This window comes from Ruegeria arenilitoris (assembly GCF_013031355.1).
Classification (GTDB): domain Bacteria; phylum Pseudomonadota; class Alphaproteobacteria; order Rhodobacterales; family Rhodobacteraceae; genus Ruegeria; species Ruegeria arenilitoris_C.
The window spans coordinates 52526-78552 of sequence record NZ_WPZO01000007.1 but is presented as its reverse complement, the minus strand read 5'-3'; the positions used below and the strand labels follow the sequence as shown (position 1 = coordinate 78552).

24 protein-coding genes are annotated in these 26027 nt (G+C 60.3%); 11 read left to right on the top strand and 13 right to left on the bottom strand.

Going from position 1 to position 26027, the window contains the following annotated elements:
* The 4 genes from GOX63_RS16450 to GOX63_RS16435 all read right to left on the bottom strand — a co-directional run bounded on the left by GOX63_RS16450 (position 1) and on the right by GOX63_RS16435 (position 2879).
* Positions 1–486, bottom strand: coding sequence for a flavodoxin family protein (locus tag GOX63_RS16450; protein ID WP_170327845.1), 486 nt, complete (start codon positions 484–486; stop codon positions 1–3).
* A gap of 1 nt (position 487) precedes the next feature.
* Positions 488–958, bottom strand: coding sequence for a 23S rRNA (pseudouridine(1915)-N(3))-methyltransferase RlmH (gene rlmH / locus GOX63_RS16445; protein WP_170327846.1), 471 nt, complete (start codon positions 956–958; stop codon positions 488–490).
* Between the two features lie 44 nt (positions 959–1002).
* Positions 1003–1362 (bottom strand): ribosome silencing factor, encoded by a 360-nt coding sequence (gene rsfS / locus GOX63_RS16440; RefSeq protein ID WP_170327847.1) that lies wholly within the window; start codon positions 1360–1362, stop codon positions 1003–1005.
* Between the two features lie 164 nt (positions 1363–1526).
* Positions 1527–2879, bottom strand: a complete 1353-nt coding sequence (locus tag GOX63_RS16435; RefSeq protein ID WP_170327848.1) for a mechanosensitive ion channel family protein — start codon at positions 2877–2879, stop codon at positions 1527–1529.
* 240 nt (positions 2880–3119) lie between these two features.
* Here GOX63_RS16435 and leuC point away from each other — a divergent pair, with 240 nt between their 5' ends.
* The 5 genes from leuC to GOX63_RS16410 all read left to right on the top strand — a co-directional run bounded on the left by leuC (position 3120) and on the right by GOX63_RS16410 (position 7978).
* Positions 3120–4523 (top strand): 3-isopropylmalate dehydratase large subunit, encoded by a 1404-nt coding sequence (gene leuC / locus GOX63_RS16430; protein WP_170546452.1) that lies wholly within the window; start codon positions 3120–3122, stop codon positions 4521–4523.
* A 37-nt stretch (positions 4524–4560) separates the two neighbouring features.
* The gene (locus GOX63_RS16425; RefSeq protein ID WP_170327850.1) at positions 4561–5115 is read left to right on the top strand and encodes an HdeD family acid-resistance protein; all 555 of its coding nucleotides are present in this window, start codon (positions 4561–4563) and stop codon (positions 5113–5115) included.
* 42 nt (positions 5116–5157) lie between these two features.
* A complete protein-coding gene (leuD, locus tag GOX63_RS16420) occupies positions 5158–5763 on the top strand; it encodes a 3-isopropylmalate dehydratase small subunit (RefSeq protein WP_170327851.1) in 606 nt (201 codons plus the stop codon).
* 359 nt (positions 5764–6122) lie between these two features.
* Positions 6123–6953 (top strand): hypothetical protein, encoded by an 831-nt coding sequence (locus GOX63_RS16415; protein WP_170327852.1) that lies wholly within the window; start codon positions 6123–6125, stop codon positions 6951–6953.
* A complete protein-coding gene (locus GOX63_RS16410) occupies positions 6950–7978 on the top strand; it encodes an endonuclease/exonuclease/phosphatase family protein (protein ID WP_170327853.1) in 1029 nt (342 codons plus the stop codon). Before GOX63_RS16415 ends, GOX63_RS16410 begins: the two co-directional genes overlap by 4 nt.
* 6 nt (positions 7979–7984) lie before the next feature.
* Here GOX63_RS16410 and GOX63_RS16405 read toward each other — a convergent pair whose 3' ends face one another.
* Positions 7985–8875, bottom strand: a complete 891-nt coding sequence (locus GOX63_RS16405) for a sugar nucleotide-binding protein (protein WP_170327854.1) — start codon at positions 8873–8875, stop codon at positions 7985–7987.
* An 83-nt stretch (positions 8876–8958) separates the two neighbouring features.
* Here GOX63_RS16405 and GOX63_RS16400 point away from each other — a divergent pair, with 83 nt between their 5' ends.
* Positions 8959–9852, top strand: a complete 894-nt coding sequence (locus GOX63_RS16400; RefSeq protein WP_170327855.1) for a LysR family transcriptional regulator — start codon at positions 8959–8961, stop codon at positions 9850–9852.
* Between the two features lie 132 nt (positions 9853–9984).
* Positions 9985–11088 carry a 3-isopropylmalate dehydrogenase gene (leuB, locus tag GOX63_RS16395; protein WP_170327856.1) on the top strand — a complete coding sequence of 368 codons (1104 nt, stop codon included), beginning with the start codon at positions 9985–9987 and terminating at the stop codon, positions 11086–11088.
* Between the two features lie 58 nt (positions 11089–11146).
* Here the strand turns inward: leuB and GOX63_RS16390 are convergent, their stop codons facing one another.
* Positions 11147–13336, bottom strand: coding sequence for a transglycosylase domain-containing protein (locus GOX63_RS16390; protein ID WP_170327857.1), 2190 nt, complete (start codon positions 13334–13336; stop codon positions 11147–11149).
* A 258-nt stretch (positions 13337–13594) separates the two neighbouring features.
* On the opposite strand from GOX63_RS16390, the gene GOX63_RS16385 reads away from it, so the two are divergent.
* Together GOX63_RS16385 and GOX63_RS16380 are read left to right on the top strand one after the other, a co-directional pair.
* On the top strand, positions 13595–13933 hold the full coding sequence (locus tag GOX63_RS16385) for a P-II family nitrogen regulator (RefSeq protein ID WP_170327858.1): 339 nt from the start codon (positions 13595–13597) through the stop codon (positions 13931–13933).
* Positions 13934–13967: 34 nt separating this feature from the next.
* Positions 13968–15293 carry an ammonium transporter gene (locus tag GOX63_RS16380; RefSeq protein WP_170327859.1) on the top strand — a complete coding sequence of 442 codons (1326 nt, stop codon included), beginning with the start codon at positions 13968–13970 and terminating at the stop codon, positions 15291–15293.
* 135 nt (positions 15294–15428) lie between these two features.
* Here the strand turns inward: GOX63_RS16380 and GOX63_RS16375 are convergent, their stop codons facing one another.
* The 4 genes from GOX63_RS16375 to GOX63_RS16360 form a co-directional block, all read right to left on the bottom strand.
* Entirely contained in the window at positions 15429–16613 is a 1185-nt protein-coding gene (locus GOX63_RS16375) for an aromatic amino acid transaminase (RefSeq protein ID WP_170327860.1), read from the bottom strand.
* Complete coding sequence (sseA, locus tag GOX63_RS16370) at positions 16613–17467, bottom strand: 3-mercaptopyruvate sulfurtransferase (RefSeq protein ID WP_170327861.1); 855 nt, start codon at positions 17465–17467, stop codon at positions 16613–16615. The genes GOX63_RS16375 and sseA overlap by 1 nt, the downstream gene beginning before the upstream one ends.
* 81 nt (positions 17468–17548) lie before the next feature.
* The gene (locus tag GOX63_RS16365; RefSeq protein ID WP_170327862.1) at positions 17549–17818 is read right to left on the bottom strand and encodes a CBU_0592 family membrane protein; all 270 of its coding nucleotides are present in this window, start codon (positions 17816–17818) and stop codon (positions 17549–17551) included.
* Between the two features lie 29 nt (positions 17819–17847).
* Positions 17848–18411 carry a helix-turn-helix domain-containing protein gene (locus tag GOX63_RS16360; protein WP_170327863.1) on the bottom strand — a complete coding sequence of 188 codons (564 nt, stop codon included), beginning with the start codon at positions 18409–18411 and terminating at the stop codon, positions 17848–17850.
* Positions 18412–18518: 107 nt separating this feature from the next.
* Between GOX63_RS16360 and ilvD the strand changes: the two genes are divergently transcribed.
* The gene (gene ilvD, locus GOX63_RS16355; RefSeq protein ID WP_170327864.1) at positions 18519–20351 is read left to right on the top strand and encodes a dihydroxy-acid dehydratase; all 1833 of its coding nucleotides are present in this window, start codon (positions 18519–18521) and stop codon (positions 20349–20351) included.
* Between the two features lie 198 nt (positions 20352–20549).
* On the opposite strand, the gene GOX63_RS16350 is transcribed toward ilvD, so the two are convergent.
* Positions 20550–21368, bottom strand: coding sequence for a sulfotransferase family protein (locus GOX63_RS16350; protein ID WP_170327865.1), 819 nt, complete (start codon positions 21366–21368; stop codon positions 20550–20552).
* Between the two features lie 141 nt (positions 21369–21509).
* Between GOX63_RS16350 and GOX63_RS16345 the strand changes: the two genes are divergently transcribed.
* Entirely contained in the window at positions 21510–23087 is a 1578-nt protein-coding gene (locus GOX63_RS16345) for a DUF5928 domain-containing protein (protein WP_170327866.1), read from the top strand.
* Between the two features lie 35 nt (positions 23088–23122).
* Here GOX63_RS16345 and amaB read toward each other — a convergent pair whose 3' ends face one another.
* Together amaB and GOX63_RS16335 are read right to left on the bottom strand one after the other, a co-directional pair.
* On the bottom strand, positions 23123–24634 hold the full coding sequence (amaB, locus tag GOX63_RS16340) for an L-piperidine-6-carboxylate dehydrogenase (protein WP_437436618.1): 1512 nt from the start codon (positions 24632–24634) through the stop codon (positions 23123–23125).
* A 3-nt stretch (positions 24635–24637) separates the two neighbouring features.
* Positions 24638–25744: a saccharopine dehydrogenase family protein gene (locus GOX63_RS16335; RefSeq protein ID WP_170546450.1), complete on the bottom strand. Its 1107-nt coding sequence runs from the start codon at positions 25742–25744 to the stop codon at positions 24638–24640.
* Positions 25745–26027: the final 283 nt, after the last annotated feature.

The following is a 26027-nucleotide window of genomic DNA, read 5'->3' as shown; positions in this document are numbered from 1 at the left end:
TCAGAACACACCCAGACTCAGGCCCGCTGCCAGCGCGGCGCCGATTTCGCGACATTTTTCCAGCTGATCGTCGGGGATGGTCTTTTCCGCCAAGATCGTCTCGGGCGTCTGCGCGTGGGTGCAGAGGATCAGGGGCGGCTGCACTTCTTTCAGCCGCCAGCCGGTGGCAATCCGGGCCATCTGGCGGGCCGCGTTTTCCCCGTCGGACCCGGCACAGATCATTAGCGCATAGGGGCGCCCTTCGATCTGACCCAGGACCGGATAGTAGCTGCGGTCGAAAAACTCCTTCATCAGACCCGAAATTGCCGCCAGATTCTCGGGCGCGCAGAAGATATAGCCGTCAGCACGCAGCAGGTCGTCAGGTCCGGCCTGATCGGCGGGTTTCAGGATTGTTACGGCTTCATCGCGCGCGGCCTCAGCCGCTGCTTCGGCCATTTGCCGGGCACCGCCCGTGCGGGAATGGTAAACAATCAGAAGCTGCGCCATGTCAGACCCGGTGGTAGGGGCCGCCCGACAGGATGGTTGCGGCCCGGTAAAGTTGCTCGGCCAGCATCACACGGACCAGCATATGGGGCCAGACCATCGACCCGAATGAGATGGAAAAATCGGCTTCGGCGCGCAGATTAGGGTCTATTCCGTCCGCGCCGCCGATGATCAGCGCCAGATCCTGACGGCCCGCGTCGCGCCAACCGCCCAGTTTCTTGGCAAAGTCGGGCGAGGATATCACCCGCCCGCGTTCATCCAGCGTGCAGATCACCGCACCCTTGGGCAACGCCTTGCGCAACAGCGCGCCCTCGGCCCCCATGCCAGCGTTTTTCTTGTCTTCGACCTCAATCACCCGCGCGGGACCAAGGCCTAAACTGCGGCCGGTCCGGTCAAATCGGGTCAGGTAATCGTCAAGCAGGGTCTTTTCCGGTCCGGCACGCAATCGCCCGACCGCACAAATGCTTATACGCATATTTCTCTCGCCTCCGGCCTGTTATTGCAGACCGGGATGGCGCCTCAGTTGGCTGAGGCGCTGCCGCCCTGGGGCAGCCACATCTTTTCCAGCTGATAGAATTCACGCACTTCGGGGCGGAAGATATGGACGATCACGTCGCCCGTATCGATCAGCACCCAGTCACCGGCATCCTTGCCTTCGACCTTCGAAGTGAAACCGAATTCCTGCTTGATGCGATCCGTCAGCTTTTCCGCCATGGCAGCGACCTGACGGGTCGACCGACCCGAGGCAATCACCATGTGATCCGCAACCGAGGATTTGCCTTGCAGGTTGATCTGCACGACGTCTTCGGCCTTGTCATCGGAAAGTGAGGAAAGGATGCGTTCAAGCAGCTTGTCGCTGATTGACTGAGAGTGAGCCATTACACCGGCTCCGTCATCGGCGGGCAAACCCGCCTGGGTATGTAGAGACAGGACATAGTCCTCCTTTGCTGCGCGCCGCCAAACCCCGGCGCAGGGGTACTAATAAGGTAACAAGGGGAATGCAACATTTCAATGAAAGGCCGCCGCGCAGGGCGCACAGGCAGTCACTCTTTGGCGACCTGTTGCGCGTCTGCGCTGTCGGACAACAGCCGAACCTCGCGCTGTGGGAAGGGGATCGAGATGCTTTCTTCCTTAAAGGCGTCCCATAGCGCCAGATAGACATTGCCCCGAATATTGGTCAGCCCCTTGGTCGGATCGCTGATCCAGAACCGCAGCACATAGTCCACACTGCTGTCGCCGAAACCGGTGATGTGGCAGACCGGCTCATGGGACCCGCCGCTCAGAACACGAGTGACGGATTTGACTGCTTTGATCGCCGTGGCCCGGACCTTGTGCGGGTCGTCGTCATAGCTGGTGCCGAACTCCAGATCCAATCGCACGAACTTGTCGGAATGTGACCAGTTCACGACCTGATTGGTGATCAGATCCTCATTCGGGATCAGGTATTCCCGCCCGTCCCGCGTGACCACCGAGACATAGCGCGCGCCCAGCGCGTTTATCCAGCCAAACGTATCGCCCAACGAGATCACATCGCCCGGCTTGATCGACCGGTCCATCAGGATGATGATCCCCGAGATCAAGTTCGAAACCACCTTTTGCAGCCCGAAACCAATTCCCACACCGATCGCACCTGACAGCAGCGCGATGCCTGTCAGATCAAACCCAAGTGTACGGATGGCGGCCAGAAAGACCGCGCCATACAGCAGCACCTGAATGCCCTTGGCCAGCAGCACCTGCATCGACGGGGTGATGTCGTCATTGCTCATCAACCCCCGTTCGGCAGCACGGGTACCTACACGGGCCAGCGTCAGAAGAACACCAATCAGCAGCGTCGCCTTGAGAATCCCCAGCGCCGAGATGTGCAGATCACCAATGGAAATCGCCACGCCGTCCAGAAACTCGGCCACGTCATCGGTCAGATTCAGGGCCACAAGCGTTGCATAGACCCACATTGCCCATTTGAAGATGCGCCGCAGGGTCCGGTTGCGCACCAGCCGCGCCACCAGCGCAATCGCCAGCCACGCCAGGGCCAAGGTCGCCACAACACCGATGATATAACTGCGCGAGGGCCATGTGACCTGCTGCATCAACAGATACAGCACCCAGGACATCACCACGAAATAGACCAGCGTCAGGCGCTGCATCAACTGTACCAGAACCCGCAACCGCCATTTCGGCCACCCTTCGCGGGCGCGGGCCCAGGCCTCCCACCGGCCTTGCGTCGTCAATTTCAGGACGTAGGCCAACGCCCACAGGCCCAGAATGATGACCAGCTGGTGCTGGCGCCAGCCCGGCGTGACGACCAGCTCGACAAGGTTTTCGAATTGCACGGAAAAGCCCGCGACCATGTTGTCATAAAGGTCCGACAGCGAGCTGGGGATCAGATCCTGATTCATGGCCCCAGCTTGGACAGCGATTCCGCGCGATGCAAGCCCGTCGGGGATTGAACCTTGATTGACGGCCAGACGCGATATATCTGGTGCGCATGAGACTCACCTTGGCCCCAGCACCGACGTTGCAAGACCGCACGCGCCTGCGTGAACGGTTCTTTGGGGCCGCCCGCACGGTTCTGGCCCGCCTATAAGCGGCGTCCAGCCACTCGCCAGCTATTTCTCATTACATACGGGAGAGGACCAATGTCCCCCAAAACACTCTATGACAAGATCTGGGATGCCCATGTCGCGCATGAAGCCGATGATGGCACCTGCCTGCTGTATATCGACCGCCACCTGGTCCACGAAGTGACCAGCCCGCAGGCGTTCGAAGGCCTGCGCATGGCGGGCCGCAAGGTGCGCGCGCCGGAAAAAACAATCGCCGTGCCGGATCACAACGTGCCGACCACTGCGGACCGTGTGCATGGGATCGAAAACCCGGAATCGCGCATTCAGGTCGAAGCGCTGGACAGGAATGCCAAGGATTTCGGCATTCACTATTACCCGGTGCATGACGTCCGTCAGGGCATCGTGCACATCGTCGGCCCCGAGCAAGGCTGGACCCTGCCCGGCATGACGGTCGTTTGCGGCGACAGCCACACTGCCACCCACGGCGCGTTTGGCGCTTTGGCGCACGGCATCGGCACGTCCGAGGTTGAGCACGTTCTGGCCACCCAGACACTGATCCAGAAGAAATCCAAGAACATGAAGGTGGAGATCACCGGCAAACTGCAGCCGGGCGTGACCGCCAAGGATATCACTCTGGCCGTGATCGGCGAGACCGGCACCGCTGGCGGCACCGGCTATGTCATCGAGTATTGCGGCGAAGCGATCCGCGATCTGTCGATGGAAGGCCGCATGACCGTCTGCAACATGGCGATCGAAGGTGGCGCCCGCGCCGGTCTGATCGCGCCGGACGAGACCACCTATGAATATGTCCAGGGCCGCCCGCACGCCCCGAAAGGCGCTCAGTGGGAAGCGGCTCTGGCGTGGTGGAAAACGCTTTATACCGACGAAGACGCGCATTTCGACAAGGTCATCACCCTGCGCGGCGAAGACATCGCGCCGGTCGTCACATGGGGCACCAGCCCCGAGGACGTTCTGCCGATCACAGCAACCGTGCCTCATCCAGATGATTTCGAAGGCGGCAAGGTCGACGCGGCCCGCCGTTCGATCGAATACATGGGGCTGGAAGCCGGCCAAAAGCTGAGCGATGTGGAAATCGACACTGTCTTTATCGGGTCCTGCACCAACGGCCGTATCGAAGACCTGCGCGCCGCGGCTGAAATCCTGAAGGGCAAAAAGATCAAGGACGGTCTGCGCGCCATGGTCGTGCCCGGCTCGGGTCTTGTTCGCGCTCAGGCCGAAGAAGAAGGTCTGGCCGACATCTTCAAAGAGGCCGGTTTCGAATGGCGTCTGGCGGGATGCTCGATGTGTCTGGCGATGAACCCCGACCAGCTGCAACCGGGCGAACGCTGTGCCGCGACCTCGAACCGCAACTTCGAAGGCCGTCAGGGCCGCGGTGGACGCACCCACCTGCTGAGCCCCGCAATGGCTGCCGCAGCGGCAATCACAGGACGGCTGACAGACGTCCGTGAATTGATGTAAGGTCCCCTCATATCTAGATATTTGAGGGATTGAAAACATGAGTGACTGGGTCAAATGGCTCCTGCTGGGGCTTCTGTCTATCGCGTTCGGTATCTTTGTACTGGGCGCACCGGTTGTGGCGTCGATCGCCGTGACGGTGGTAACCGGTGTGTTGCTGCTGATCTCGGGCGCGCTGCAACTTGTGGGTGGCTTCACGGTTGAAGGCACCGGCAACAAGATTCTGTCACTCATCATGGGTGCGGTGATGCTGTTTCTGGGCTGGTCCTTTCTGGATCACCCGCTGCAGGGAACCCTGACCCTTGCGACGGTGATGCTGATCCTGTTCATGGCAGGCGGCATCGCGCGGGTCATTCTGTCGTTCCAGATGCGTGGAACGCAGTTTTTCTGGCCCACGATGATCTCGGGCATCTTGTCGATCATCCTCGCGGGGATCATCTGGACCTACGTCGGAAGCGATCCGCAGGTGCTGCTGAGCATTCTGGGGATCTTCCTGGGCATCGAGATGCTGTTCAACGGGTTCGGATTGGTCTTCATGGCGTTCTTCGTCAAGAACGCACCCAAAGACGAAACAACGGAAGCGAAACAGGCTTAAACGCGGGGCAAGGGGTCGGCCCTCTCCCGCAGGAGTGTGAACATGGAAAAGTTTGAAAAAGTCCACGGGGTGGCCGCCCCAATGCCGCTGATCAATATCGACACCGATATGATCATTCCGAAAGTGCACCTGAAAACCATCAAACGGTCTGGCCTGGGCGTCGTGCTGTTTGACGAGATGCGCTATCACGATGACGGGCAGGAGAACGAAGAGTTCGTTCTGAACAAACCCGCCTATCGCCAAACCGAGATTCTGGTTGCAGGCGACAATTTCGGCTGCGGCTCGTCGCGGGAACACGCGCCTTGGGCGATCAAGGATTTCGGCATCAAGGTCGTGATCTCGACCAGCTTTGCCGACATCTTCTTCAACAACTGCTTCAAGAACGGCATTCTGCCCATCGTGGTGGCAGAAGAGCATCACGTGGTCCTGATGGAAGATGCGCATAAGGGTGAAAACGCCCGCATGACCGTGCATCTGGAAGATCAGCAGATCACCACTTCGGATGGTGTCGTGATCGAGTTCGAGATCGACCCGCACCGCAAACACTGCCTGCTGAACGGTCTGGACGATATCGGCCTGACGATGGAAAAAGACCATCACATCGACAAGTTCGAGGACCACGCCAGCCAGGCCCGCCCCTGGGTGTGATTCTGGCGACGAATCCGGGAATGCACAACTTTATGGGGTCGCCAAGGCGGCCCCTTTCGCATTCTTGGGGTTGTATTTCAGGGGACTACAACATCTAGGTATCATATTGATACACACGTCGGATTTGCGTCAAAAATGATGCAATCCCGCACCAGTTGCGCCATCATTTTGCCCGAAATCACGTGTTTTCTGCGCCTTGGCTTGAGCGAAATGTCGCTTATCGCCAATGTGGCGGGTACAGGCACCCACCAGTTCAACATTGGTGAATCAAGACATCCGCCACAACGATTAGTGGCGGGCACAAGTTGGAAGCGAAGTCGGCGAAGAATCGACTAATCCAGTTTGAAAGGGTTCGGATAGTGATTGCGCGCACAACAGGGGCGGCGATTCGGGGAATATTGGTGGCACTGATGGTGCTGACCCCCGCGTTGTACCTGCCCGTATCGTCAACGAATGGGACCGAGATTGTCGTCTTTCTCGCCATTCTCGCATTCTTTCTGACCTTTGCCGAATACAACTCGGCCTTTCCCAGCTTTATCGAATTCCGCGACGCACCGCCGGTGAACCGCCTTCGGTTTGTCGGGCTGATGTCGATGATCATGTTCCTGACGCTGATCTGCAAGAACGCCTACGCGCCCAGCAGCCTGACCGCTGTTTTCTACTCGTTGGGTCTGGGCGTCGCCAATGTGGTCGACTTCCCGTATTCTCCGGTTCGTCTGGTGGTGCTGATGCTGCCCGCAGATGCCAGCGCGCCGCTGATCGAGCTGGTGCGTGTTGCCGCCAGCGTGGCTTATGTCGCGGCGTTGGTGACCATCGGCAGCTTTGCCTATGCGGTGAAGATGCGCGGCTGGCCGACGGGCAACGGCGCCTTCAACGTCTGGACCAACCTGCCGCTGTTCGATCCGACCAAGGGTGGCGACGTCGTCACGCGCCTGCAACGGGACGGACGGCTGAACATCTCGATCGGGGTGCTGCTGCCGTTTCTGATCCCTGCCTTGATCAAGATGCTGACCGACTATGCCAACCCGATCTCACTGAGCAACCCTCAGACCCTGATCTGGACCCTGAGCGCTTGGGCCTTCCTGCCCGCCAGCATGATCATGCGCGGTATGGCAACCCTGCGTATCGCCAATCTGATCGTCGAAAAGCGCCGCGCTTACTCCACTGCCGAGTCCACGCAGGCTGCATGATCCGCATCCTTCTGCTGCTGCTATTGCCGGTGATGGCGCAGGCGCAGACAGTACGCATTGCCACCTACAATACAGAGCTTAGCCGCGACGGGCCGGGCCTGCTGCTGCGGGACATCCGGCGCGGTGATCAGCAGGTGCAGGCAGTGGTCGAGGTGCTGGTGGCCACGCAGCCGGACATCCTCGCCCTGCAGGGCATCGACTGGGACCTGAACGCCGAGGCTCTGATCGCGTTGATCGAACAGCTGCGCGCCGCGGGGTTGGATTATTCCTATCACTTTGCTGCGCAGCCCAATGCCGGTCTTGAAACGTCCCTAGACCTGAACGGAGATGGCCGGGCACATGGCCCGGCAGACGCGCAGGGCTGGGGCCGGTTCACTGGTCAGGGCGGGCTTGCGGTGCTGTCGCGCTATCCGATTCACTCTGGCGACGTGCAGGCGTTCACCGACTTGCTGTGGCGTGACCTGCCCGGCGCGCAGATGCCGGTCTCGGATAACGGCCCTTTCCCCTCGGAAGAAGCGCAGAGCATTCAGCGCCTGTCCGCCGTGGCCCATTGGATCGTGCCGGTAGACACGCCTCTCGGTACGATGGACCTGATGACCTTCCACGCCGCCCCGCCGGTATTCGACGGACCCGAAGACCGCAACGGGCTGCGCAACCGCGACGAAATCCGCCTTTGGTCGGTTGTTTTGGACGGCCAGCTTGGTCACAAACCCGACGGCCCGTTCGTGATCGCCGGGGATGCCAATCAGGACCCCGAACGCGGCGAAGGACGCCGGGAAGCGATCCAAGCGCTGTTGGCTGACCCCCGCTTGCAAGACCCGCGCCCCGCTGACGTATCGGGCGCGCTGACCACCGTGGAATGGAAAGCGGTAGGAGAGATGCGGGTGGACTACCTACTACCGTCAACCGATCTGCAGGTGACAAGCTCGGGCGTGTTCTGGCCCGAACCGGGATCGCCCGAGCGCGCAGCGGCCGAACAAGCCAGCAGGCACCGTCTGGTCTGGGTTGACGTAACCGCACCCTAGTGGCGATCAGGCGGGGGCCAGAACCCCATCCGAACGCAGCGCATCAGGGATCGCCCGTTTCAGCGCGGCATCCAGATCCGTACGCTGAAAATCCCCGACCAGTTCTCGGAAAAACGCATCCTCCAGACTGTGCGGCGTATTCCACAGATACCGCATCTCAAGCAGATGAGGCGCCATCCGCCAGAAAGGGCGGGCAAGCTGAATCGGCAACCAGTTCATTCGCTGCACGGGCACGTGCCGACCTGTGACCCGAGACAGCACCTGCGCCATTTCAGAGCCTGTCACTGTGTACCCCTCGTAAGGCACGTCGCAAAAACGGGGCAGCCTCTCGCGCATCTCGGCAAGGGCAACCGCTGCACGGGCAAGGTCGGGCAGATAGGCCCAGGCATGGGCGATGTCGGGATTTCCGGGATAGATGAAACGCCCCCGCGCCAGAGGTTTGATCATCACCTGATCGAACCAGTTCCCAGACGCGCATGTATCAAGGTAATCCCCGGCCCGCAGAATGATCGTGCGAACGGATGAGGCGCGATAGGCTTCCTCCATCTCGATCCGAATCCGGCCCAGAGGGTTTTGGGCCAGATGTGGCGTGGCCGTTGACCACGGCCCCGGTGAATCTGCCCCGAACACATAGACATTACCCGGGATGATGACCGTCGCTCCTGTGTCCCGCGCAGCCGATATAACCTGCCGGGTCAGCTCTGGAACCTGCGCCTGCCAATCCGGATAGGGCGGGTTCCAGGCGTTGACGATCACATCCGCACCTTGCGCGGCCTGCGCCAGCCTTTCGGTGGTGCGGTTAAAGGTGCGAACGGCCCACCCCGCGTTTCGAAACGCAGCCAAAGCGTTTCGTCCAAATCGGCCGGTTGCACCCAGGATGAGAACGGATTGTGTCATGGGGAACTCCTTCCAAATGGAAACTATCAATTCAAATCAATCGAGCAATTGCCGGGAAATGCAGAGCGTGTATTCATATTTGAATGGACAAATCACTTACTCACGCCGACTGGTCCCTGATTCAAAGCTTTCTGGCGGTGGCCGAAACCGGCTCACTGTCGGCGGCGGCACGGCAGCTGGACCGCAGCCAGCCCACGCTGGGCCGCCAGATTCATGCGCTTGAGGATGAGCTGGGCGTGTCCCTGTTCGACCGTCACGCACGCGGCCTGAAACTCAGCGAGGTGGGCACACAGTTGTTGCCGATGGCGCAGCAGATGCATTCAGCCATGACATCGTTCAGCCTGGCAGCCGCGGGGCAGTCGCAGCAGTTAGAGGGGTCGGTACGCATCACCGCCTCGGTCTTTGCCTCGCACCACCTGCTGCCGCCTATATTGGCGCAGATCCGCGCTTTGGAACCGGCGATTCAGCTTGAACTGGTGGCCACTGACACCACCGAGAACCTGCTATATCGTGAGGCCGATATCGCCGTGCGCATGTACCGCCCCGCGCAGATGGACATCATCTCGCGCTATCTGGGGGATGTGAACCTGTGCTTTTGCGCCGCCCGGGCCTATCTGGATCGGGCCGGACGACCCCAAAATCCCGAGGACCTGTTCGAACATGATCTGGTCGGCTTTGACGCCAACGAGCAGATTATCAAAAAAATGCAGCAACGGGGCTGGCCTGCCAGTAAAAACAGTTTCGCCACCAGGTGCGATCTTCAAAGCGCCTATTGGCAGCTGGTCCGGGCCGGGTGCGGCATCGGCTTCTCACAGGTTCAGGTGGCTCAGGCCGACCCGGATGTCGAAGTGCTGGATCTGGATGTCGAGATTGAACCCCTTCCCGTCTGGCTGGCCGCCCCGCAGGCCATGCGCCAGACGCCCCGAATCCGGCGTGTCTGGGACCTGTTGGCCGAGGGGTTGAAGGCCAGTCTTTGACCAGAAAACGCTTGATGGACGGCAGTTTCGGCCCGGAAAGCGGATTTCCGGGCCATAAAGGCCGGTTCGTCTCATTGACCCGATGCGGCGCAGGCGCTAGGGCCATTGCGACGAAACGCAAGGAGATCCTTCATGTCCAACCCCTCGCTCCTCATCCTGCCCGGAGACGGAATTGGCCCCGAAGTCATGGCCGAAGTGCGCCGCGTAATCGACTGGTTCGGAGCGAACCGCGGCCTGGAATTCGACGTGAGCGAGGATCTGGTCGGCGGTGCCGCCTATGACGCGCATGGCAAGCCCCTGTCGGACGAGACCATGGCCAAGGCGCAAGAGGTCGACGCGGTTCTGCTGGGCGCCGTGGGTGGCCCGAAATACGACGACCTGGATTTCAGCGTAAAGCCCGAGCGCGGCCTGCTGCGCCTGCGCAAGGAAATGGACCTGTATTCGAACCTGCGCCCGGCGCAGTGCTTTGACGCGCTGGCGGATTTCTCGTCGCTGAAGAAAGACATTGTTGCCGGTCTGGACATCATGATCGTGCGCGAGCTGACCTCGGGCGTCTATTTCGGCGAACCGCGCGGCATCTTCGAGGAAGGCAACGAACGCGTCGGCATCAACACCCAGCGTTACACCGAATCCGAGATCGAACGCGCCGCACGTTCCGCCTTTGAACTGGCGATGCGTCGGAACAAGAAGCTGTGCTCGATGGAGAAGGCCAACGTGATGGAGGCCGGTATCCTGTGGCGCGAGGTCGTGGATCGTGTGGCCAAGGACTACCCCGAGGTCGAAGTGACTCACATGTATGCCGACAACGGCGCGATGCAGCTGGTGCGCGCACCCAAGCAGTTCGACGTCATCGTCACCGACAATCTGTTCGGCGATATCCTGTCGGACTGTGCCGCGATGCTGACCGGTTCGCTGGGCATGTTGCCCTCGGCATCCCTAGGTGCCCCGATGGCCAATGGCCGCCCCAAGGCGATGTACGAACCGGTCCACGGCTCGGCCCCGGATATCGCGGGTCAGGGCAAGGCTAACCCGATCGCCTGTATCCTCAGCTTCGCCATGGCGCTGCGCTACAGCTTTGATCAGGGCACCGAGGCCGACCGCCTGGAAGCTGCGATCGAGAAGGTTCTGGCCGATGGCGTCCGTACCGGCGATCTGCTGGCCGAAGAGGGCGTTCAGCCGGTTTCGACCACCGAAATGGGTGACGCGATTCTGGCTGCTCTGGACGAGAGCCTCTGATCAGGTCTGATATTCCAAAGTAAAAGGCGGTGCCCGGTGCACCGCCTTTTTTTATGCCTCAGTTGCCAAAAACGTTCTTGAAGAAGTTATTGATAGCGTCCTCAAAACCACGCCCTTGTCGACGGCGCTGTTGCTGAGGCTGCGCCGTCCGCACCGGCGGATCGGGGGCCAACATCGGCAGCGGCGTGGGCGTCATGCCTTCGGTCACGCGCAGCATGGTTTCTTTCCAAATCTCCGCAGGCAGGCCACCACCGGTCACACCCGACAGCGGCGTGTTGTCGTCATAGCCCATCCAGACGCCCGCCACGTAATCCGCAGTGAAGCCGATGAACCACGCATCCCGCGCCGCCTGCGTGGTGCCGGTCTTGCCTGCCACCTGCCAGCCCGGCAGCTTGGCGCGCCCGCCGGTGCCCTCGGACACCACGCGCTCCATCATCCAGGTCAGCTGCTTGGCTGCCTTGTCGTTGATCACTCGTTCACCAATGCCCGAGCTGGTCACCATCATGGGCGTGTCGTCACCCAGCAGTTTCAGTTCGGACAGACCATAAGGCTCCACGGCGGAGCCACCGTTCAGGATACCCGCGTACGCCCCGGTCATCTCGATCAGCGTGCTTTCCGATGCGCCCAGCGCCAGCGCCGGACCTTCGGCCAGATTACTTTCGATGCCGAACTCGCTGGCCACGGTGCGCACATTTTCAAGCCCGGCCACCTCGGCCACTTTCACGGCCGGAATGTTCAGCGAGTTCTTCAGCGCGTCCGCCAGCGTTACCCGGCCATAGAACTTGTTGGTATAGTTCTTGGGGCACCACTGACCCGATCCGGGAATGTTGACGCAATACGGCTCGTCCACAACCGTATCCAGCGGCGAATAGCCAAGCTCCAGAGCCGTGGCATAGACAAACGGCTTGAAGGAGGACCCGGTCTGGCGCAACGCCTGCGTGGCGCGGTTGAACGCGCCCGACACGCGCGTTTTGCGTCCGCCGACCATGGCGCGCACAGCACCATCGGCCGACATCACCACAATCGCGGCCTGCGCCTTAGACCCTTCGCGCACCTTTTCCTGGAAGATGTATTTCAACGCCTCTTCCGCCGATTTCTGCAGGCGCTGGTCCAGCGTGGTGCGGATCACTACGTCATCGGTGGTGTCAGTGCCAAAATAGCTGGGCAGTTCGGTGATCACCCAATCGGCGAAATAGCCGCCTGCCCGCGCCGCAGCGGCCTCGGACAGTTGCGCCGGGCTGCCGCGGGCACTGCTGGCCTGCGCGGTCGTCAGATAATCCTGCGCCTCCATCAACCCGATCACCAGCTTCGCCCGGTCTTGTGAGCGTTGCAGGTTGTTGGTGGGTGCATAGCGCGTCGGTGCCACCAGCAGACCGGCCAGCATCGCCGCCTGTGCCGGGTTCACCTCGGCCGCCGAAATTCCAAAGTAGCGCTGGCTTGCCGCCTCGAACCCGCGGGCACCGGCACCAAGGAATGCGCGGTTCAGATAGATGGTGAGGATTTCATCCTTGGAGTATTTCACCTCCATCGCCATCGCATAGACCGCTTCCTTGGCCTTGCGCCACAGCGAGCCCTGACGGCAATCAGCCTCATAGGCAGCCTCGGACTCCCACTCGCTGGGCACATAGGGCACACCCAGACACAACAGCTTGGCGGTTTGTTGCGTAATGGTCGAGCCTCCATGGCCAGAAAGTGGCCCGCGCCCCTCGCTGAGGTTAATGCGGACCGCACTGGCGACGCCCCTAGGGCTGACACCGAAATGGCGATAGAATCGCTTGTCCTCGGTCGCGACTACGGCATTCTTCAGATGCGGTGAGACGGTGTCGGCAGTGATCACCCCGCCGAACTGATCCCCGCGCCAGGCAAAGACTTTGCCATCGCGGTCCAGCAACGTGACCGAGCCCCGTGCCCGGCCATCCAGCAAAGCATCCACATCGGGCAGCGAGGTGTAGACAACCCCAACCGCCAGCGCCAGCAGCAACCCGGCCACAGCACCCACGCGCCACGTAACCCCCCAGATCAACCGCCAAATCCAGCGGAACAGCCGACGGAAGAACCCGCCGCCGCCGTTGCCGCCGGATTTCCGGCGTGTCTTTTTTCGGGCGGTCTTTCGGGTTGTCGTCTTGCGCGCGGTCGCCTTCTTTCCAGCGGGCTTCGCAGCCCGCTTGGTCGCCGTGGGCTTGCGCCCTTTCGACGGGTATCTCTTGTCCGCGACCAGCGGTGTCTTTCGGCGCCTGGACTCAGTCATGCTCAAACTCTGCCCGGTTATCATTTTGAGGCACCATACCCTGACACACCGGTGAAGTAGAGGGCGGAAATTCAGGAAGCCATCTTCCCCAGTTTGCCTATTTTTTAATCATTCACCGTATTATGTGCAAAAATTGTGCAACTTGCCGCTATTTTCCTCAGCGCTTCGTCACCCGGACCGTTCCTTACCACGCGAAGGTGCGCTTTTTTCTGCAGGTGCAAACAAGCCGGGCAGACCGGGGAAGCAGAGGGGAAGAACGTGAAACTGATCATTGCGACAATCAAGCCGTTCAAGCTCGAGGAGGTGCGCGAGGCACTGACCGAGGCAGGCGTGCGCGGCATGATGGTGACCGAAATCAAGGGCTTCGGCTCGCAATCCGGTCACACGGAGATTTATCGCGGCGCCGAATACGCTGTGAATTTCGTACCCAAGATCAAACTGGAAATCGTGGTCCCAGCCACGATGGCCGATCAGATCGTCGACACCATCACCAACACCGCCAAGACCGGCAAGATCGGTGACGGCAAGATTTTCGTCCTCGATGTCGAGCAGGCCCTGCGCGTGCGGACCGGGGAAACGAACGAAGAGGCGCTGTAAGGCGCCCCCACTCACAATCATTCGAGGACTGACAATGAACCTGATGAAATCTCTCATCCCTGCCGCCGCGATCGTCGCGTTGCCGCAGATGGGTCTTGCGCAAGAGGCCGCCGGTGGCGAGACCGCGCAGCACACGCAATTTATCCTGACCTCACTGCTGTTCCTGGTTGGCGGTTTCCTGGTGTTCTGGATGGCTGCGGGCTTTGCCATGCTCGAGGCCGGTCTGGTGCGTTCGAAGAACGTCGCCATGCAGCTGGTCAAGAACATGGGCCTGTTTTCGTTCGCCGCCATTATGTACTGGCTGGTCGGCTATGGCCTGATGTATCCCGGCGATGGCTGGATGATCCCCGGCGTTCTGGGCGCAATCGCCCCTGCATCGCTTGAGGCCGTGGGTCTGGACGGCGTGAATGCCGACCTGTCCTATGCAACTGTCGGCTCGGACTTCTTCTTCCAGCTGATGTTCTGCGCCACCACCGCCTCGATCGTGTCGGGCACCGTGGCCGAGCGGATCAAGCTGTGGCCCTTCTTCGCCTTCGTGATCGTGCTGACCGGTATCATCTACCCGATCGAAGCGTCCTGGCAGTGGGGCGGCGGCTGGCTGTCCGAGATGGGCTTCAGCGACTTCGCAGGCTCGACCCTGGTGCACGCCGCAGGTGGTTTCGCAGCGCTGGCCGGTGCCATCGTGCTGGGCCCGCGGATCGGCAAGTACAACAAAGACGGCAAAGTGGTTCCGATCCCCGGTTCGAATCTGGCGCTGGCTACTCTGGGTACCTTCATCCTGTGGCTGGGTTGGTTCGGCTTCAACGGCGGTTCGCAGCTGGCAATGGGCACCATCGGTGACATCGCAGACATCAGCCGCATCTTCGCCAACACCAACATGGCCGCTGCTGCCGGTGCCGTCGCCGCGCTGATCCTGACACAGGTGATGTATGGCAAGGTCGACCTGACCATGGTGCTGAACGGCGCACTGGCCGGTCTGGTCTCGATCACCGCCGAACCGCTGGCCCCGTCGCTGTTCCAGGCGCTGATCATCGGTGCAGTTGGTGGCGTGATCGTTGTTCTCACTGTCCCGATGCTGGACCGCATGAAGATCGACGACGTTGTCGGCGCGATCCCGGTTCACCTGATTGCCGGTTTCTGGGGTACTTTCATCGTGGCCTGGACCAACGGTGACGCGAACTTCGTGACCCAGATCATCGGCTTCGCTGCGATCGGCATCTTTGTCTTCGTGGTCAGCTTCATCCTGTTCTCGATCCTCAAGGCAACTGTTGGCCTGCGCGTTGGCGAGGAAGAAGAGATCAACGGCCTGGATATGGGCGAGCTGGGTATGGAAGCCTACCCCGAGTTCTCCAAGGGCTAAGAACCTGAGGACAACAACCCAAGGCCGGGCGTTCGCGCCCGGCTTTTCGTTTGGGCAGGGTCTTTTATAGATAGAGCCAGAAAACAAAAAAGCCGCGCTGGTTAGCGCGGCTTCTGTCAATTTCGAGTGGTTGGCTCAGACGCCGACGTTGACAATCGCCTTGGCCAGAATCGGCACGGTCGTTGCGTTCAGACCAGCGATGTTCAGTCGGCTGTCACCGACCATGTAGATACCGTGATCGGCGCGCAGTTTTTCGACCAGTTCCGGTGCCGCACCCAAACGCGAGAACATGCCGCGGTGCTGCGCGACAAAACTAAAGCGGTCCGAGCCGGTCAGGCGCTGCAGTTCATCTGCCAGTTGTTGACGCAGACCCAGCATGGACAGACGAATCTCTTCCAACTCAGCTTTCCAGTCGGCGCGCAGGGCGTCGTCGGTCAGGATCGTGGTCACCACACGCGCGCCGTGATCGGGCGGGAACGAATAGTTCTGGCGGTTCAGAAACGCCAAAGTCGCCTGATTCAGGGCCGTCTGCGCCGCATCATCGCTGATCGCCATCAGCAGGCCGGTGCGTTCACGGTAGACGCCGAAATTCTTCGAGCACGACGCCGCGATCAGACAGCGTTTGACCGACGACGCCACCAGACGGGTCGCTTGTGCGTCCTCTTCCAGACCATCGCCAAAGCCTTGATAGGCGATGTCGATCATCGCCACGAGGCCAAGCTCGTTGATGATGTTCACGACCTCTTGCCACTGCACCATGTTCAGGTTGGCGCCGGTGGGGTTGTGGCAGCAACCGTGCAGCAGAACCACGTCGCCCGCCTTGGCGGTTTTCAGGTCCTCGACCATGCCGTCGAAATCGACACCACGGGTCTCACCGTCGAAATAACGGTACGGAACGGCCTCCATGCCCAGATAGTTCAGGATCGACAAGTGGTTCGGCCAAGTCGGGTTCGACACGAACACACGCGCCGACGGGTTGGCCATGCGGATCATCTCAAACGCCTGACGGCATGCTCCGGTACCACCCGGCGTCGCCACCGCGGCAATGTTGCCACGCGGAACCGAAGTGCCAAGGATCAGGCCGATCATCGCATCGGCATAGGCCGGATCACCGGCCAGACCGGTATAGGCTTTGGTTTCCTGCTCTTCGAGAATGCGCTTTTCGGCGGCTTTGACTGCGCGCATTACGGGCGTCACGCCCTCGGCATTCTTGTAGACACCCACACCCAGATCGATCTTCTGATCGCGCGGGTCTTCGCGGTACATCTGCATCAGCGCCAGAATCTTGTCGGCGGGCTGCGGTTTGAGGTTCTCGAACATCAGTTCTCTCCGGTTGCGACGGGCAGGGTCGGGAAGGCACCCCATTCAGCCCAGGAGCCGTCATAAAGCGAATGATCTTTCTTTCCCAAGCGCTCGAGCGCCAGGCTAAGGATCGCAGCAGTCACGCCCGACCCACAAGAGGTGATGGCCGGTTTCGACAGGTCCACGCCTGCGGCCTCGAACACGGCGCGGCATTCGTCGGGCGACTTCATGGTGCCGTTCTTGTTCAGAAGGTTGCCAAAAGGTACGTTGCGCGACCCCGGAATATGGCCCGAACGCAATCCTTCGCGCGGTTCTGCTTCGGCTCCGGCGAAGCGAGCGGCCGAGCGGGCATCGATGATCTCGTGATCGGCCAGTTTGGTTGCCGCCGACACCTGTGTCACGTCGCGCACCAGATGGTTCTGCACGCGTACCGTCATATGGCGGTCACGGATGACGGGGGGCAAATCCTCGATCTCGCGACCCTCGGCCTGCCATTTGGGAAAGCCCCCGTCCAGAACGGCGACGTTTTCCTGCCCCATCAGGCGGAACAGCCACCAGACCCGCGCGGCTGACATCAGCCCGGCACCGTCATAGACCACAACCTGATGGCCATCGCCCACACCCATCGCCCGCAGGCGCGACATGAACTTTTCGACCGGAGGTGCCATGTGCGGCAGGTCCGACCGCCGGTCGGAAATCTCATCTATGTCGAAAAACCGTGCGCCGGGAATATGCGCCTCGTCATATTCCGCCTTGGCATCCCGCCCCTGCTGCGGCAAATACCACGACCCGTCCAGAATCCGCAGATCCGGGTCCTTGATGTGGGCTGCAAGCCATTCGGTTGAAACGAGGGTTTTCGGATCGTCCTGCATCAAAGCCTCCCCAAAAGCGAGCTTGTTTTGTCCCTATACGCGCAGGCATTGGGGTTCAAGGCTGGATGGCGCCCAGCCTGCCTAACGCGCGCGTCTGAGGCGGAAAAACTGTACGATCCCGATCATGCTGATCAGAATCCAGAAGGATTCGATCAACATCGAGGCCAGATTGAAGTTCTGAAGCAGCGAATAGACGATCAGGATCGATCCGGCCAAGTTCAGCACCGGAAACGCCAGATCGTCAGAATTCATCATCCGCATCTGAGTGGCAAAATACGCAGCCACAACAACCAGCGCACCGAACGAGCCAACAGCATCCGCCAGCGTCAGAGTTTCAAGAAAAGCGGCCATGTCGTTCCTCGGGCGTATTGGTTTCGCGTTCAGCCGATCGCGGCCAGCGCATCCAGTTGTGCATAATGGTGCATGTTCAAAAAAGCAGCCCCTTGATCACCGGCGCGATAGCCATGCGGCAGGTCCGCCGCAAATCGCAGACCCTGTCCGGCCTGAAGCGCCACCCATTCACCATCCCGCAATATCTCAAGCGCGCCGTTCAGGACAAAAACCTCTTCCGTCACACCGGTCGCGTGGGCGGCGGATTCGTGGCTTTGGTTCGGCGAAAGTTCCACATGAAATGTCTCGGCCCGCAGGGCGGGATCAAAGGGAAAGACGATCTTGACCTCGATACTGCCGGGGAACGTCACGGTGCGGAACACGTCCGGCGTAGCCGTGTCGCGCAGCGCCGCCGGTCCGATCAATGCACTGAGGGGCAGCTGAAACCCTTTGGCGATCTTCCACAGCGTCGCGATGGTCGGGCTGGACTCACCACGCTCGATCTGGCCTAGCATGGCTTTGCTGACGCCGGTCATTTCAGCCACCTTGGACAGGCTCAGCCCCGAGGCCGCCCGCACATCCCTTAGTTTCAGCGTTATGTCTTCCGGTGCCATAGTAATCGTCTTTCGAATCCCCTTGTGCGTTATAGCGCACATGTGGTACGTGCGCTATAACGCACATATCCCGCATATCGCAACCGGGGCAAAAGGGAAACAGCATCATGCCAATGTACCGATCCAGAACCTCCACCCATGGCCGCAACATGGCCGGTGCTCGTGGCCTGTGGCGCGCCACCGGCATGACCGAGAGCGATTTCGGCAAGCCGATCATCGCCATCGTCAACTCGTTCACCCAGTTCGTCCCCGGTCACGTGCACCTGAAGGATCTGGGCCAGATGGTCGCCCGCGAGGTCGAGGCCGCCGGTGGTGTGGCGAAAGAATTCAACACCATCGCGGTGGATGATGGCATCGCCATGGGTCATGACGGGATGCTGTACTCGCTGCCCTCGCGCGAGGTGATCGCGGATTCTGTAGAATACATGGTCAACGCGCACTGCGCGGACGCGATGGTCTGCATCTCGAACTGCGACAAGATCACGCCCGGTATGCTGATGGCCGCCATGCGCCTGAACATCCCGGCGATTTTTGTCTCGGGTGGTCCGATGGAAGCTGGCAAGATCGACATCGAGGATCTGGACGTCAAGAAAATCGACCTCGTCGACGCGATGGTTGCCGCCGCCGATGATCACTACACCGATGAGCAGGTAAAGCACATCGAGGAAAACGCCTGCCCCACCTGCGGGTCGTGCTCGGGCATGTTCACCGCAAACTCGATGAACTGTCTGGCCGAGGCGCTGGGTCTGGCGCTGCCGGGCAACGGTTCGACCCTGGCAACCCACGCGGACCGCAAAGAGCTGTTCCTTGAAGCCGGTCGCCGTATCGTCGAGATCACCAAGCGCCACTATGACCTGAACGAAAAAGGCTTTCTGCCGCGCGAAATCGCAACGTTCGAGGCGTTCGAGAACGCCATGAGCCTGGATATCGCCATGGGTGGCTCGACCAACACCGTTCTGCACCTGCTCGCCATCGCGCATGAAGGCGAGGTGCATTTCACCATGTCCGACATGGATCGCCTCAGCCGCAAGGTGCCCTGCCTGTGCAAGGTCGCGCCCAACACCGAGAACGTCCACATGGAAGACGTCCACCGCGCCGGCGGCATCTTCTCGATCCTTGGCGAGCTTGGTCGTGCAGGCCTGCTGCACGAAGATTGCAGCACGGTTCATTCCGGCACCATGGGCGAGGCGATTGCCAATTGGGACATTAAGGTCGCCAACAACCCAAAGGCGCAGGAGTTGTTCAAGGCCGCCCCCGGCGGCGTGCGCACCACGCAGGCGTTCAGCCAGTCGAACCGCTACAAGGAACTGGACACCGACCGCGAGGGCGGCGTGATCCGCAGCAAAGAGCACGCCTTCAGTCAGGACGGCGGTCTGGCGGTTCTGTTCGGCAATATCGCCCGCGACGGCTGCATCGTGAAAACCGCAGGTGTCGATCCGGCCAGCCTGACCTTCACTGGCACGGCCTATGTCTGCGAAAGCCAGGATCAGGCAGTCAACGACATCCTGACCGGCAAGGTCGAAGCAGGCGACGTGGTGGTCATCCGCTATGAAGGGCCGCGCGGCGGTCCGGGGATGCAAGAGATGCTGTACCCGACCTCATACCTGAAATCCAAAGGGCTGGGAAAAGCCTGCGCCTTGCTGACCGACGGTCGTTTCTCGGGCGGCACCTCGGGTCTGTCGATCGGCCACGTCTCGCCAGAAGCCGCCGAGGGCGGAGAGATCGGGCTGGTGCGCCAGGGTGACAAGATCGAGATCGACATCCCCAACCGTTCGATCCATCTGGCCGTGTCCGACGAAGAACTGGCCGCGCGCCGGGAAGAACAGGACGAAAAAGGCTGGCACCCAGCCGAGCCGCGCAAGCGCAAGGTGTCCACGGCACTCAAGGCCTATGCCAAACTGACCACCAGCGCCGCCAAAGGCGCTGTACGTCAGGTCTGAGCGATAAGAACCGGTTCCTGATTGGGGCCGGTTCCTTCCAACGTCAGAGGGCTCCCGCGCCCGAAACGCACCATCGGCTGCGCCAATGCCACGTTCGGTCTTGGGCCCGGCGCCGCGCGAAGCGCGGCGCCGGGCCCAACCAGAGGAGATGTCTCGTCAGAGACATTGACGATGGGCGGGAGCTTCCCCGGAATTTCGTCAGTCTCCGAGCTTGGCGTGGACCTCATCCAGATCAATTTTGCCGGTTGGCATCTTGTTTCCCGGATTCTCGAAATCGTATTTGAACAGCTCGAAATCCTGTTTGTAGATCTCATAAACCAGATGCATCGACAGATCGTCGAAATAATCCTCGACCGGATGGGCACGCTTGGGGCCGTGGCCCTCGGATTCGTTGAACCTTGGGATGTCTGACAGGTTCACCGCGTGCGGCGTGTCGAGGTTGTCCAGAACACCCTGCATCCCGTCGTTGAACTTCTCAGTCCAGAAAATCCGGTCATACCGCCCACCATTTACGATGAAGGTCGAGACATGACCTGACATGGCAGACCAGTGGATGTCGGGGTCCATCGGCCTGCGCCAGCGGATCGTATCCCGTGCGAAAAGAAGAAAGCGGCGGAAGCTGGCGATCTGGTCGAACTCGCCCTTGCCGTCATCGCCCCCCACTTCGATCCCGTAATTGTAGATCAGCGTCGGGACCAGATTGCCGCGATAGCGTTTCCCGTTCCGCTGAATGCCGCAGATCTTGTCGAAGAACGAGCTCAGAATCCTCGTGTAGGGATTGCGTACACAGGTAAAGGAATAAGACGCATGGTTGCGGATATTGCCCGAGATGCGATCCTGACTATGGTCGAACGCCCATTTGTGCATCCCGTCCTTTGCGTCGTGGATATCGCCATCAAAAAACCGGCCATGATCCGAGTAATACATGATCTGCCCGATGGTCGAGCACGCGCATTTCGGCACGACACGGTAAACCATGCTTTCACTTTCGGTCATCCAGGTGCCGGGAAAACCCATATGTTGCGCCTCCTTAACAGGTCAAAACTCGATAAACACGCCTGCTTTTGTAGCCAAAGAACCAAAAATATTCTGTTTATTCAATCGCTCTTCCTCAGTATCACGGGTCAAACAGGCTAAAACGGACTTCACAGATACGATATGGCAAAGATTGCCTATATTCTTTTGTGCCACAAAGACCCCAAGGCGATCATTGCCCAGGCCGAGCAACTGACCGCTGCCGGGGACTGCATGGCCATTCACTTTGATGCGCGGGCCAGCGCTGCGGCGTATGACAGTATCCGAAACGCCCTGAAGGACAATCCGAATGTCACCTTCGCGGCGAAACGCATCAAATGCGGCTGGGGCGAGTGGTCTTTGGTTCAGGCAACGCTGAATGCCCTGCAGGCTGCGGTGGATGCCTTTCCCCGCGCCACGCATTTCTACATGCTGTCCGGTGACTGCATGGCGATCAAAACGGCCGAATACGCCCATTGGTTTCTTGGCGAAAATGACAAGGATTTTGTCGAGAGCCACGATTTCTTTGCCAGCAACTGGATCAAGACCGGCATGAAGGACGACCGGCTGGTCTATCGCCATTTCTTCAACGAACGCACCCAGAGCAAGCTGTTCTATACCTCATACGACCTGCAGAAACGCTTTGGACTGACTCGCGACATCCCGGCGGATATTCAGGTCATGATCGGCAGCCAGTGGTGGTGCCTGCGCCGCCGAACAGTCGAGATGATCCTCGACTTTCTGCAACAGCGCCCCGATGTGAAACGCTTTTTCTCGACCACCTGGATTCCGGATGAAACCTTCTTTCAGACCCTGGTCCGCCACCTGATCCCGAAGGAAGAGATCGAAAACCGCACCCCGACCTTCCTGTTGTTCTCGGACTACGGGATGCCGGTGACCTTCTACAACGACCATTATGACATGCTGCTGGGGCAGGATTATCTGTTCGCCCGCAAAATCAGCCCCGAGGCCCATGAGTTGAAAGAGCGACTGGGCAAGCTGTACGCAAGCGAAGGGGTCGAGTTCAAAATCTCGGATGAAGGTCGCAACCTCTATGGTTTCCTGACCGGGCGCGGGCGGGTTGGCCGCCGGTTCGGGCAGCGCTTCTGGGAGGCCGGAAACACGCTGGGCCCCGAGCGCGAGATTTTCCTGATCGCCTGTAAGAAATGGCACGTGGCCAAACGTCTGGTCGATCAGATCACTTCTGAAACGGATATTCCCTGCGTCGAATACCTGTTCAACGAAGAAGAAACTCCCCTGCCCGATCTCGGCGGGATCGAGACGACGCTGCTCAAACGCTCGCGCCACCGGCGCGCAGTCGTGCGGATGTTGTTCGACCATTTCGAGACCGACAAGCTGGTGATCTGCGTGGACCCGGGCAATCTGGACATCATTCAGGATTTCTGCGCCGATCAGGCCAAGACTCATGTTCTGGAAATCGAGTGTGAATATTCCGACGAATACCTGATCGGTCACGCCCGCCGGGTTGGCCTGGCCGGTGAAAACAGCCCAACCGCGAGGGTTGCGCGACTTGTGCCGACGCTGCGCAATTCGATCAGCTACGAATCCGAACTGATCCGGGGCGCAGGGTTTGACGGGTATTTGCGTATCCGGGAATCCAGCCCGCGCACCGAGAACGAGGCCGCCGTAGCCGAGTTTCTGGGTGTCTCACAAGACAAGGCACAAGCTGTGATGCGGCTGGACTACCTGTTTGCGGATTGACCCGGCGGCGCTGTAGCTGCCGCCAGGCCGTATGATCAGATATCGAACTTGACGCCTTGCGCCAGCGGCAGCTCGGCCGAGTAGTTCACGGTATTGGTCTGACGCCGCATATAGGCCTTCCACGCGTCCGAACCGCTTTCACGCCCGCCACCGGTTTCCTTTTCACCACCAAAGGCACCGCCGATCTCGGCACCAGAAGGCCCGATATTGACGTTGGCGATGCCACAATCCGACCCAGCTGCGGTCAGGAACTGCTCGGCCTCGCGCATGTTCAGCGTGAACACACAGGAGGACAGGCCCTGCGGCACGTCGTTCTGGATCTCGATGGCATCGTCGAAATCACCGTACTCCATCACGTAGAGGATCGGGGCAAAGGTCTCGGTCTTCACCGTCGCGGTCTGGCCGGGCATCTCGACGATGGCAGGCTGCATGTAAACGCCAGCGGGCACGCCTTCAGTCACCCGGTCGCCGCCAAACACGGTGCCACCTTCGGCTTCAGCCGCTTTCAACGCTGCCGTCATGGCCGCACCCGAGGCTTCGTCCACCAGCGGGCCGATCAATGTGCCCTCATCCAGCGGATTGCCGATGGGCAGACCGGCATAGGCTTTCTTCAGACGGCTAACCAATTCCGCGCGGATCGATTTGTGCACGATCAGGCGGCGCAGCGTGGTGCAGCGCTGACCGGCGGTGCCCACAGCCGAGAACACGATCGCCCGCACCGCCATTTCCAGATCGGCTGACGGCCCAACGATCATCGCGTTGTTGCCGCCCAGCTCAAGAATGCACTTGCCGAACCGCTGCGCCACGACGGGAGCCACCGCGCGGCCCATGCGGGTCGAGCCCGTGGCCGAGATCACCGGCACATCCTCGCTGGCCACCAGCGCCTCGCCCAGCGCGGCGGCGCCGATCAGGGTTTGCAGCAGGTGGTCAGGTGCGTCGCCAAACCGGGCCAGCGCACGTTCAAAGATCTTCTGGCAGGCCATCGCGGTCAGCGGGGTTTTCTCGGACGGTTTCCAGATCACCGTGTCGCCACAGACCAGCGCCAATGCCGCGTTCCACGACCAGACCGCGACGGGGAAGTTAAAGGCCGAAATCACACCGACCGGACCGGCAGGGTGCCAAGTCTCCATCATCCGGTGACCGGGGCGTTCGGATGCGATGGTCAGGCCGTAGAGTTGCCGCGACAGGCCAACGGCAAAATCGCAGATATCGATCATCTCCTGCACTTCGCCCAGACCTTCGGACGTAATCTTGCCCGCCTCCCAGCTGACCAGCGCGCCCAGATCGTCCTTGGCGGCGCGCAGTTCTTCGCCCAGCAAGCGGATCAACTCGCCCCGACGCGGGGCCGGAACCGTGCGCCAGGCTTTGAACGCCGCTTTGGAACGGGCAAATACCGCTTCCATGTCATCGGCGGGCGTTTCATGCACCTCGGCCAGCAGGCTGCCGTCGATTGGGGACCGCACGGCCAGAGTGCCGCCGGTCAGCTCCGCCTTGGTCAGGTCCAGATTTGCCAGTGTGGTTTGCGCAGTCATCACGATGTCTTTCATATCTCAGGCCGCCTTGTTCTGTTGGGTTACGTCACCGGCGCGATAGAGCCGGCCAAATTCGGTGTTGAGGAAATCGGACAGGTTCACCTGTTCTTGCCGGACAAAGCCCGTGCTAGGCAGAGCGCCCGTGCGCATCAAGTCGACCACACCCAGAACGCCCGCGGCTGTGGTGACCTGAATGGCGCTCCAAACCTGTCCGTTGATCTCACGCGCAAAGCTCTTGTTGATCAGGGATTTCTCGCGCAGCGCGCCGTCGATCGTGCCTTTAGCAGTGCAATAGACCAGCACAACATCCTGATCGGTGCGCGGCAGAGCGGTTTCAAAGATGTCCTTCAGCAGATCGCGACGGCGTTCCAACCCCAAATCCTTGAGCAACAGCTTCAGGATATCGCAATGGCCGGGATAGCGGATCGAGCGGTAGGACACCGCCCGCGCCTTGCCTTCCAGCGTTTCCGGCAAGGTACCCAGCCCGCCCGAGGTGTTAAAGCATTCGTACTCTACCCCGTCATGACCCAGCACCTCATAATCTTCCAGAGGCGCGGTTTTCACACGCTCGCCGTTCACGATGGCATCGCAGGGGTTGCAGTATTCATTGATCAGCCCGTCGGTGGACCATGTGAGATTGTATTTCAATGCATTGGTCGGATAAAGCGGCAGAGCCCCCACCCGCATATGCAGGCTGTCGAGTTCGTCGAAATCCGAGGCCAGCGCAGCACCGGCGATGCCGACAAAGCCCGGCGCCAGACCGCATTGCGGCATGAAGGCGGTGTCGCTGTCCTCGGCCAGTTCACGCACCGCATTGGTGGCGGCGACGTCTTCGGTCAGATCAAAATAATGCGCGCCCGCTGTCTTGGCGGCTTTGGCTATTTTGGGCGTCAGAAAAAACGGCGCCGCCGAGATCACGGCGTCGAACCCGGCCAGCCCCTGCGCCAGTTGCGCTTCATCCCCCACATCAATCTGCCGGGTCGCAATCCCCTGCTTGTTCAGCACCGACAAAGCGGCCAGATCGCGGTCCGCCACGGTGACCGAGTAATTGGGGGATGATTGCAGCAGGCTGGCGATCATCTGACCGATTTTGCCTGCCCCTATGACACAAATATTCCAGCTCAAAACGCGCCTCCTCTTTCGTTTATTGAAAGTATGGGACGCGGGCTGTTCGATCCGCAGGGGGTATCTTGACGAAAACGCCGAAAGTTACGTCATTTTGACAACATTTTCGTCATTATGTCTCATGCGATCCGTGTCATGTGCGCCGCAACCACCTGGGAGCCGGCGCGGCACCGGTGTCAGCAAGTAGAGCTTTCCGAGTCCGGGGCGGGAAAAGGCTGACATCAAAGCTCGGGCTGGCTCGTTGAAACTCGCACAGTCAAATCAACAACATCCGTGATTTTTG

Coding starts and splice junctions, on each gene's coding strand:
- sseA (WP_170327861.1), bottom strand. CDS start 17,467: ATGCAGGACGATCCGAAAACCCTCGTTTCAACCGAATGGCTTGCAGCC.
- GOX63_RS16375 (WP_170327860.1), bottom strand. CDS start 16,613: ATGTTCGAGAACCTCAAACCGCAGCCCGCCGACAAGATTCTGGCGCTG.
- leuD (WP_170327851.1), top strand. CDS start 5,158: ATGGAAAAGTTTGAAAAAGTCCACGGGGTGGCCGCCCCAATGCCGCTG.
- rsfS (WP_170327847.1), bottom strand. CDS start 1,362: ATGGCTCACTCTCAGTCAATCAGCGACAAGCTGCTTGAACGCATCCTT.
- leuB (WP_170327856.1), top strand. CDS start 9,985: ATGTCCAACCCCTCGCTCCTCATCCTGCCCGGAGACGGAATTGGCCCC.
- GOX63_RS16435 (WP_170327848.1), bottom strand. CDS start 2,879: ATGAATCAGGATCTGATCCCCAGCTCGCTGTCGGACCTTTATGACAAC.
- GOX63_RS16390 (WP_170327857.1), bottom strand. CDS start 13,336: ATGACTGAGTCCAGGCGCCGAAAGACACCGCTGGTCGCGGACAAGAGA.
- GOX63_RS16450 (WP_170327845.1), bottom strand. CDS start 486: ATGGCGCAGCTTCTGATTGTTTACCATTCCCGCACGGGCGGTGCCCGG.
- GOX63_RS16365 (WP_170327862.1), bottom strand. CDS start 17,818: ATGGCCGCTTTTCTTGAAACTCTGACGCTGGCGGATGCTGTTGGCTCG.
- amaB (WP_437436618.1), bottom strand. CDS start 24,634: ATGAAAGACATCGTGATGACTGCGCAAACCACACTGGCAAATCTGGAC.
- GOX63_RS16425 (WP_170327850.1), top strand. CDS start 4,561: ATGAGTGACTGGGTCAAATGGCTCCTGCTGGGGCTTCTGTCTATCGCG.
- GOX63_RS16360 (WP_170327863.1), bottom strand. CDS start 18,411: ATGGCACCGGAAGACATAACGCTGAAACTAAGGGATGTGCGGGCGGCC.
- rlmH (WP_170327846.1), bottom strand. CDS start 958: ATGCGTATAAGCATTTGTGCGGTCGGGCGATTGCGTGCCGGACCGGAA.
- GOX63_RS16350 (WP_170327865.1), bottom strand. CDS start 21,368: ATGGGTTTTCCCGGCACCTGGATGACCGAAAGTGAAAGCATGGTTTAC.
- ilvD (WP_170327864.1), top strand. CDS start 18,519: ATGCCAATGTACCGATCCAGAACCTCCACCCATGGCCGCAACATGGCC.
- GOX63_RS16380 (WP_170327859.1), top strand. CDS start 13,968: ATGAACCTGATGAAATCTCTCATCCCTGCCGCCGCGATCGTCGCGTTG.
- GOX63_RS16405 (WP_170327854.1), bottom strand. CDS start 8,875: ATGACACAATCCGTTCTCATCCTGGGTGCAACCGGCCGATTTGGACGA.
- GOX63_RS16345 (WP_170327866.1), top strand. CDS start 21,510: ATGGCAAAGATTGCCTATATTCTTTTGTGCCACAAAGACCCCAAGGCG.
- GOX63_RS16400 (WP_170327855.1), top strand. CDS start 8,959: ATGGACAAATCACTTACTCACGCCGACTGGTCCCTGATTCAAAGCTTT.
- leuC (WP_170546452.1), top strand. CDS start 3,120: ATGTCCCCCAAAACACTCTATGACAAGATCTGGGATGCCCATGTCGCG.
- GOX63_RS16410 (WP_170327853.1), top strand. CDS start 6,950: ATGATCCGCATCCTTCTGCTGCTGCTATTGCCGGTGATGGCGCAGGCG.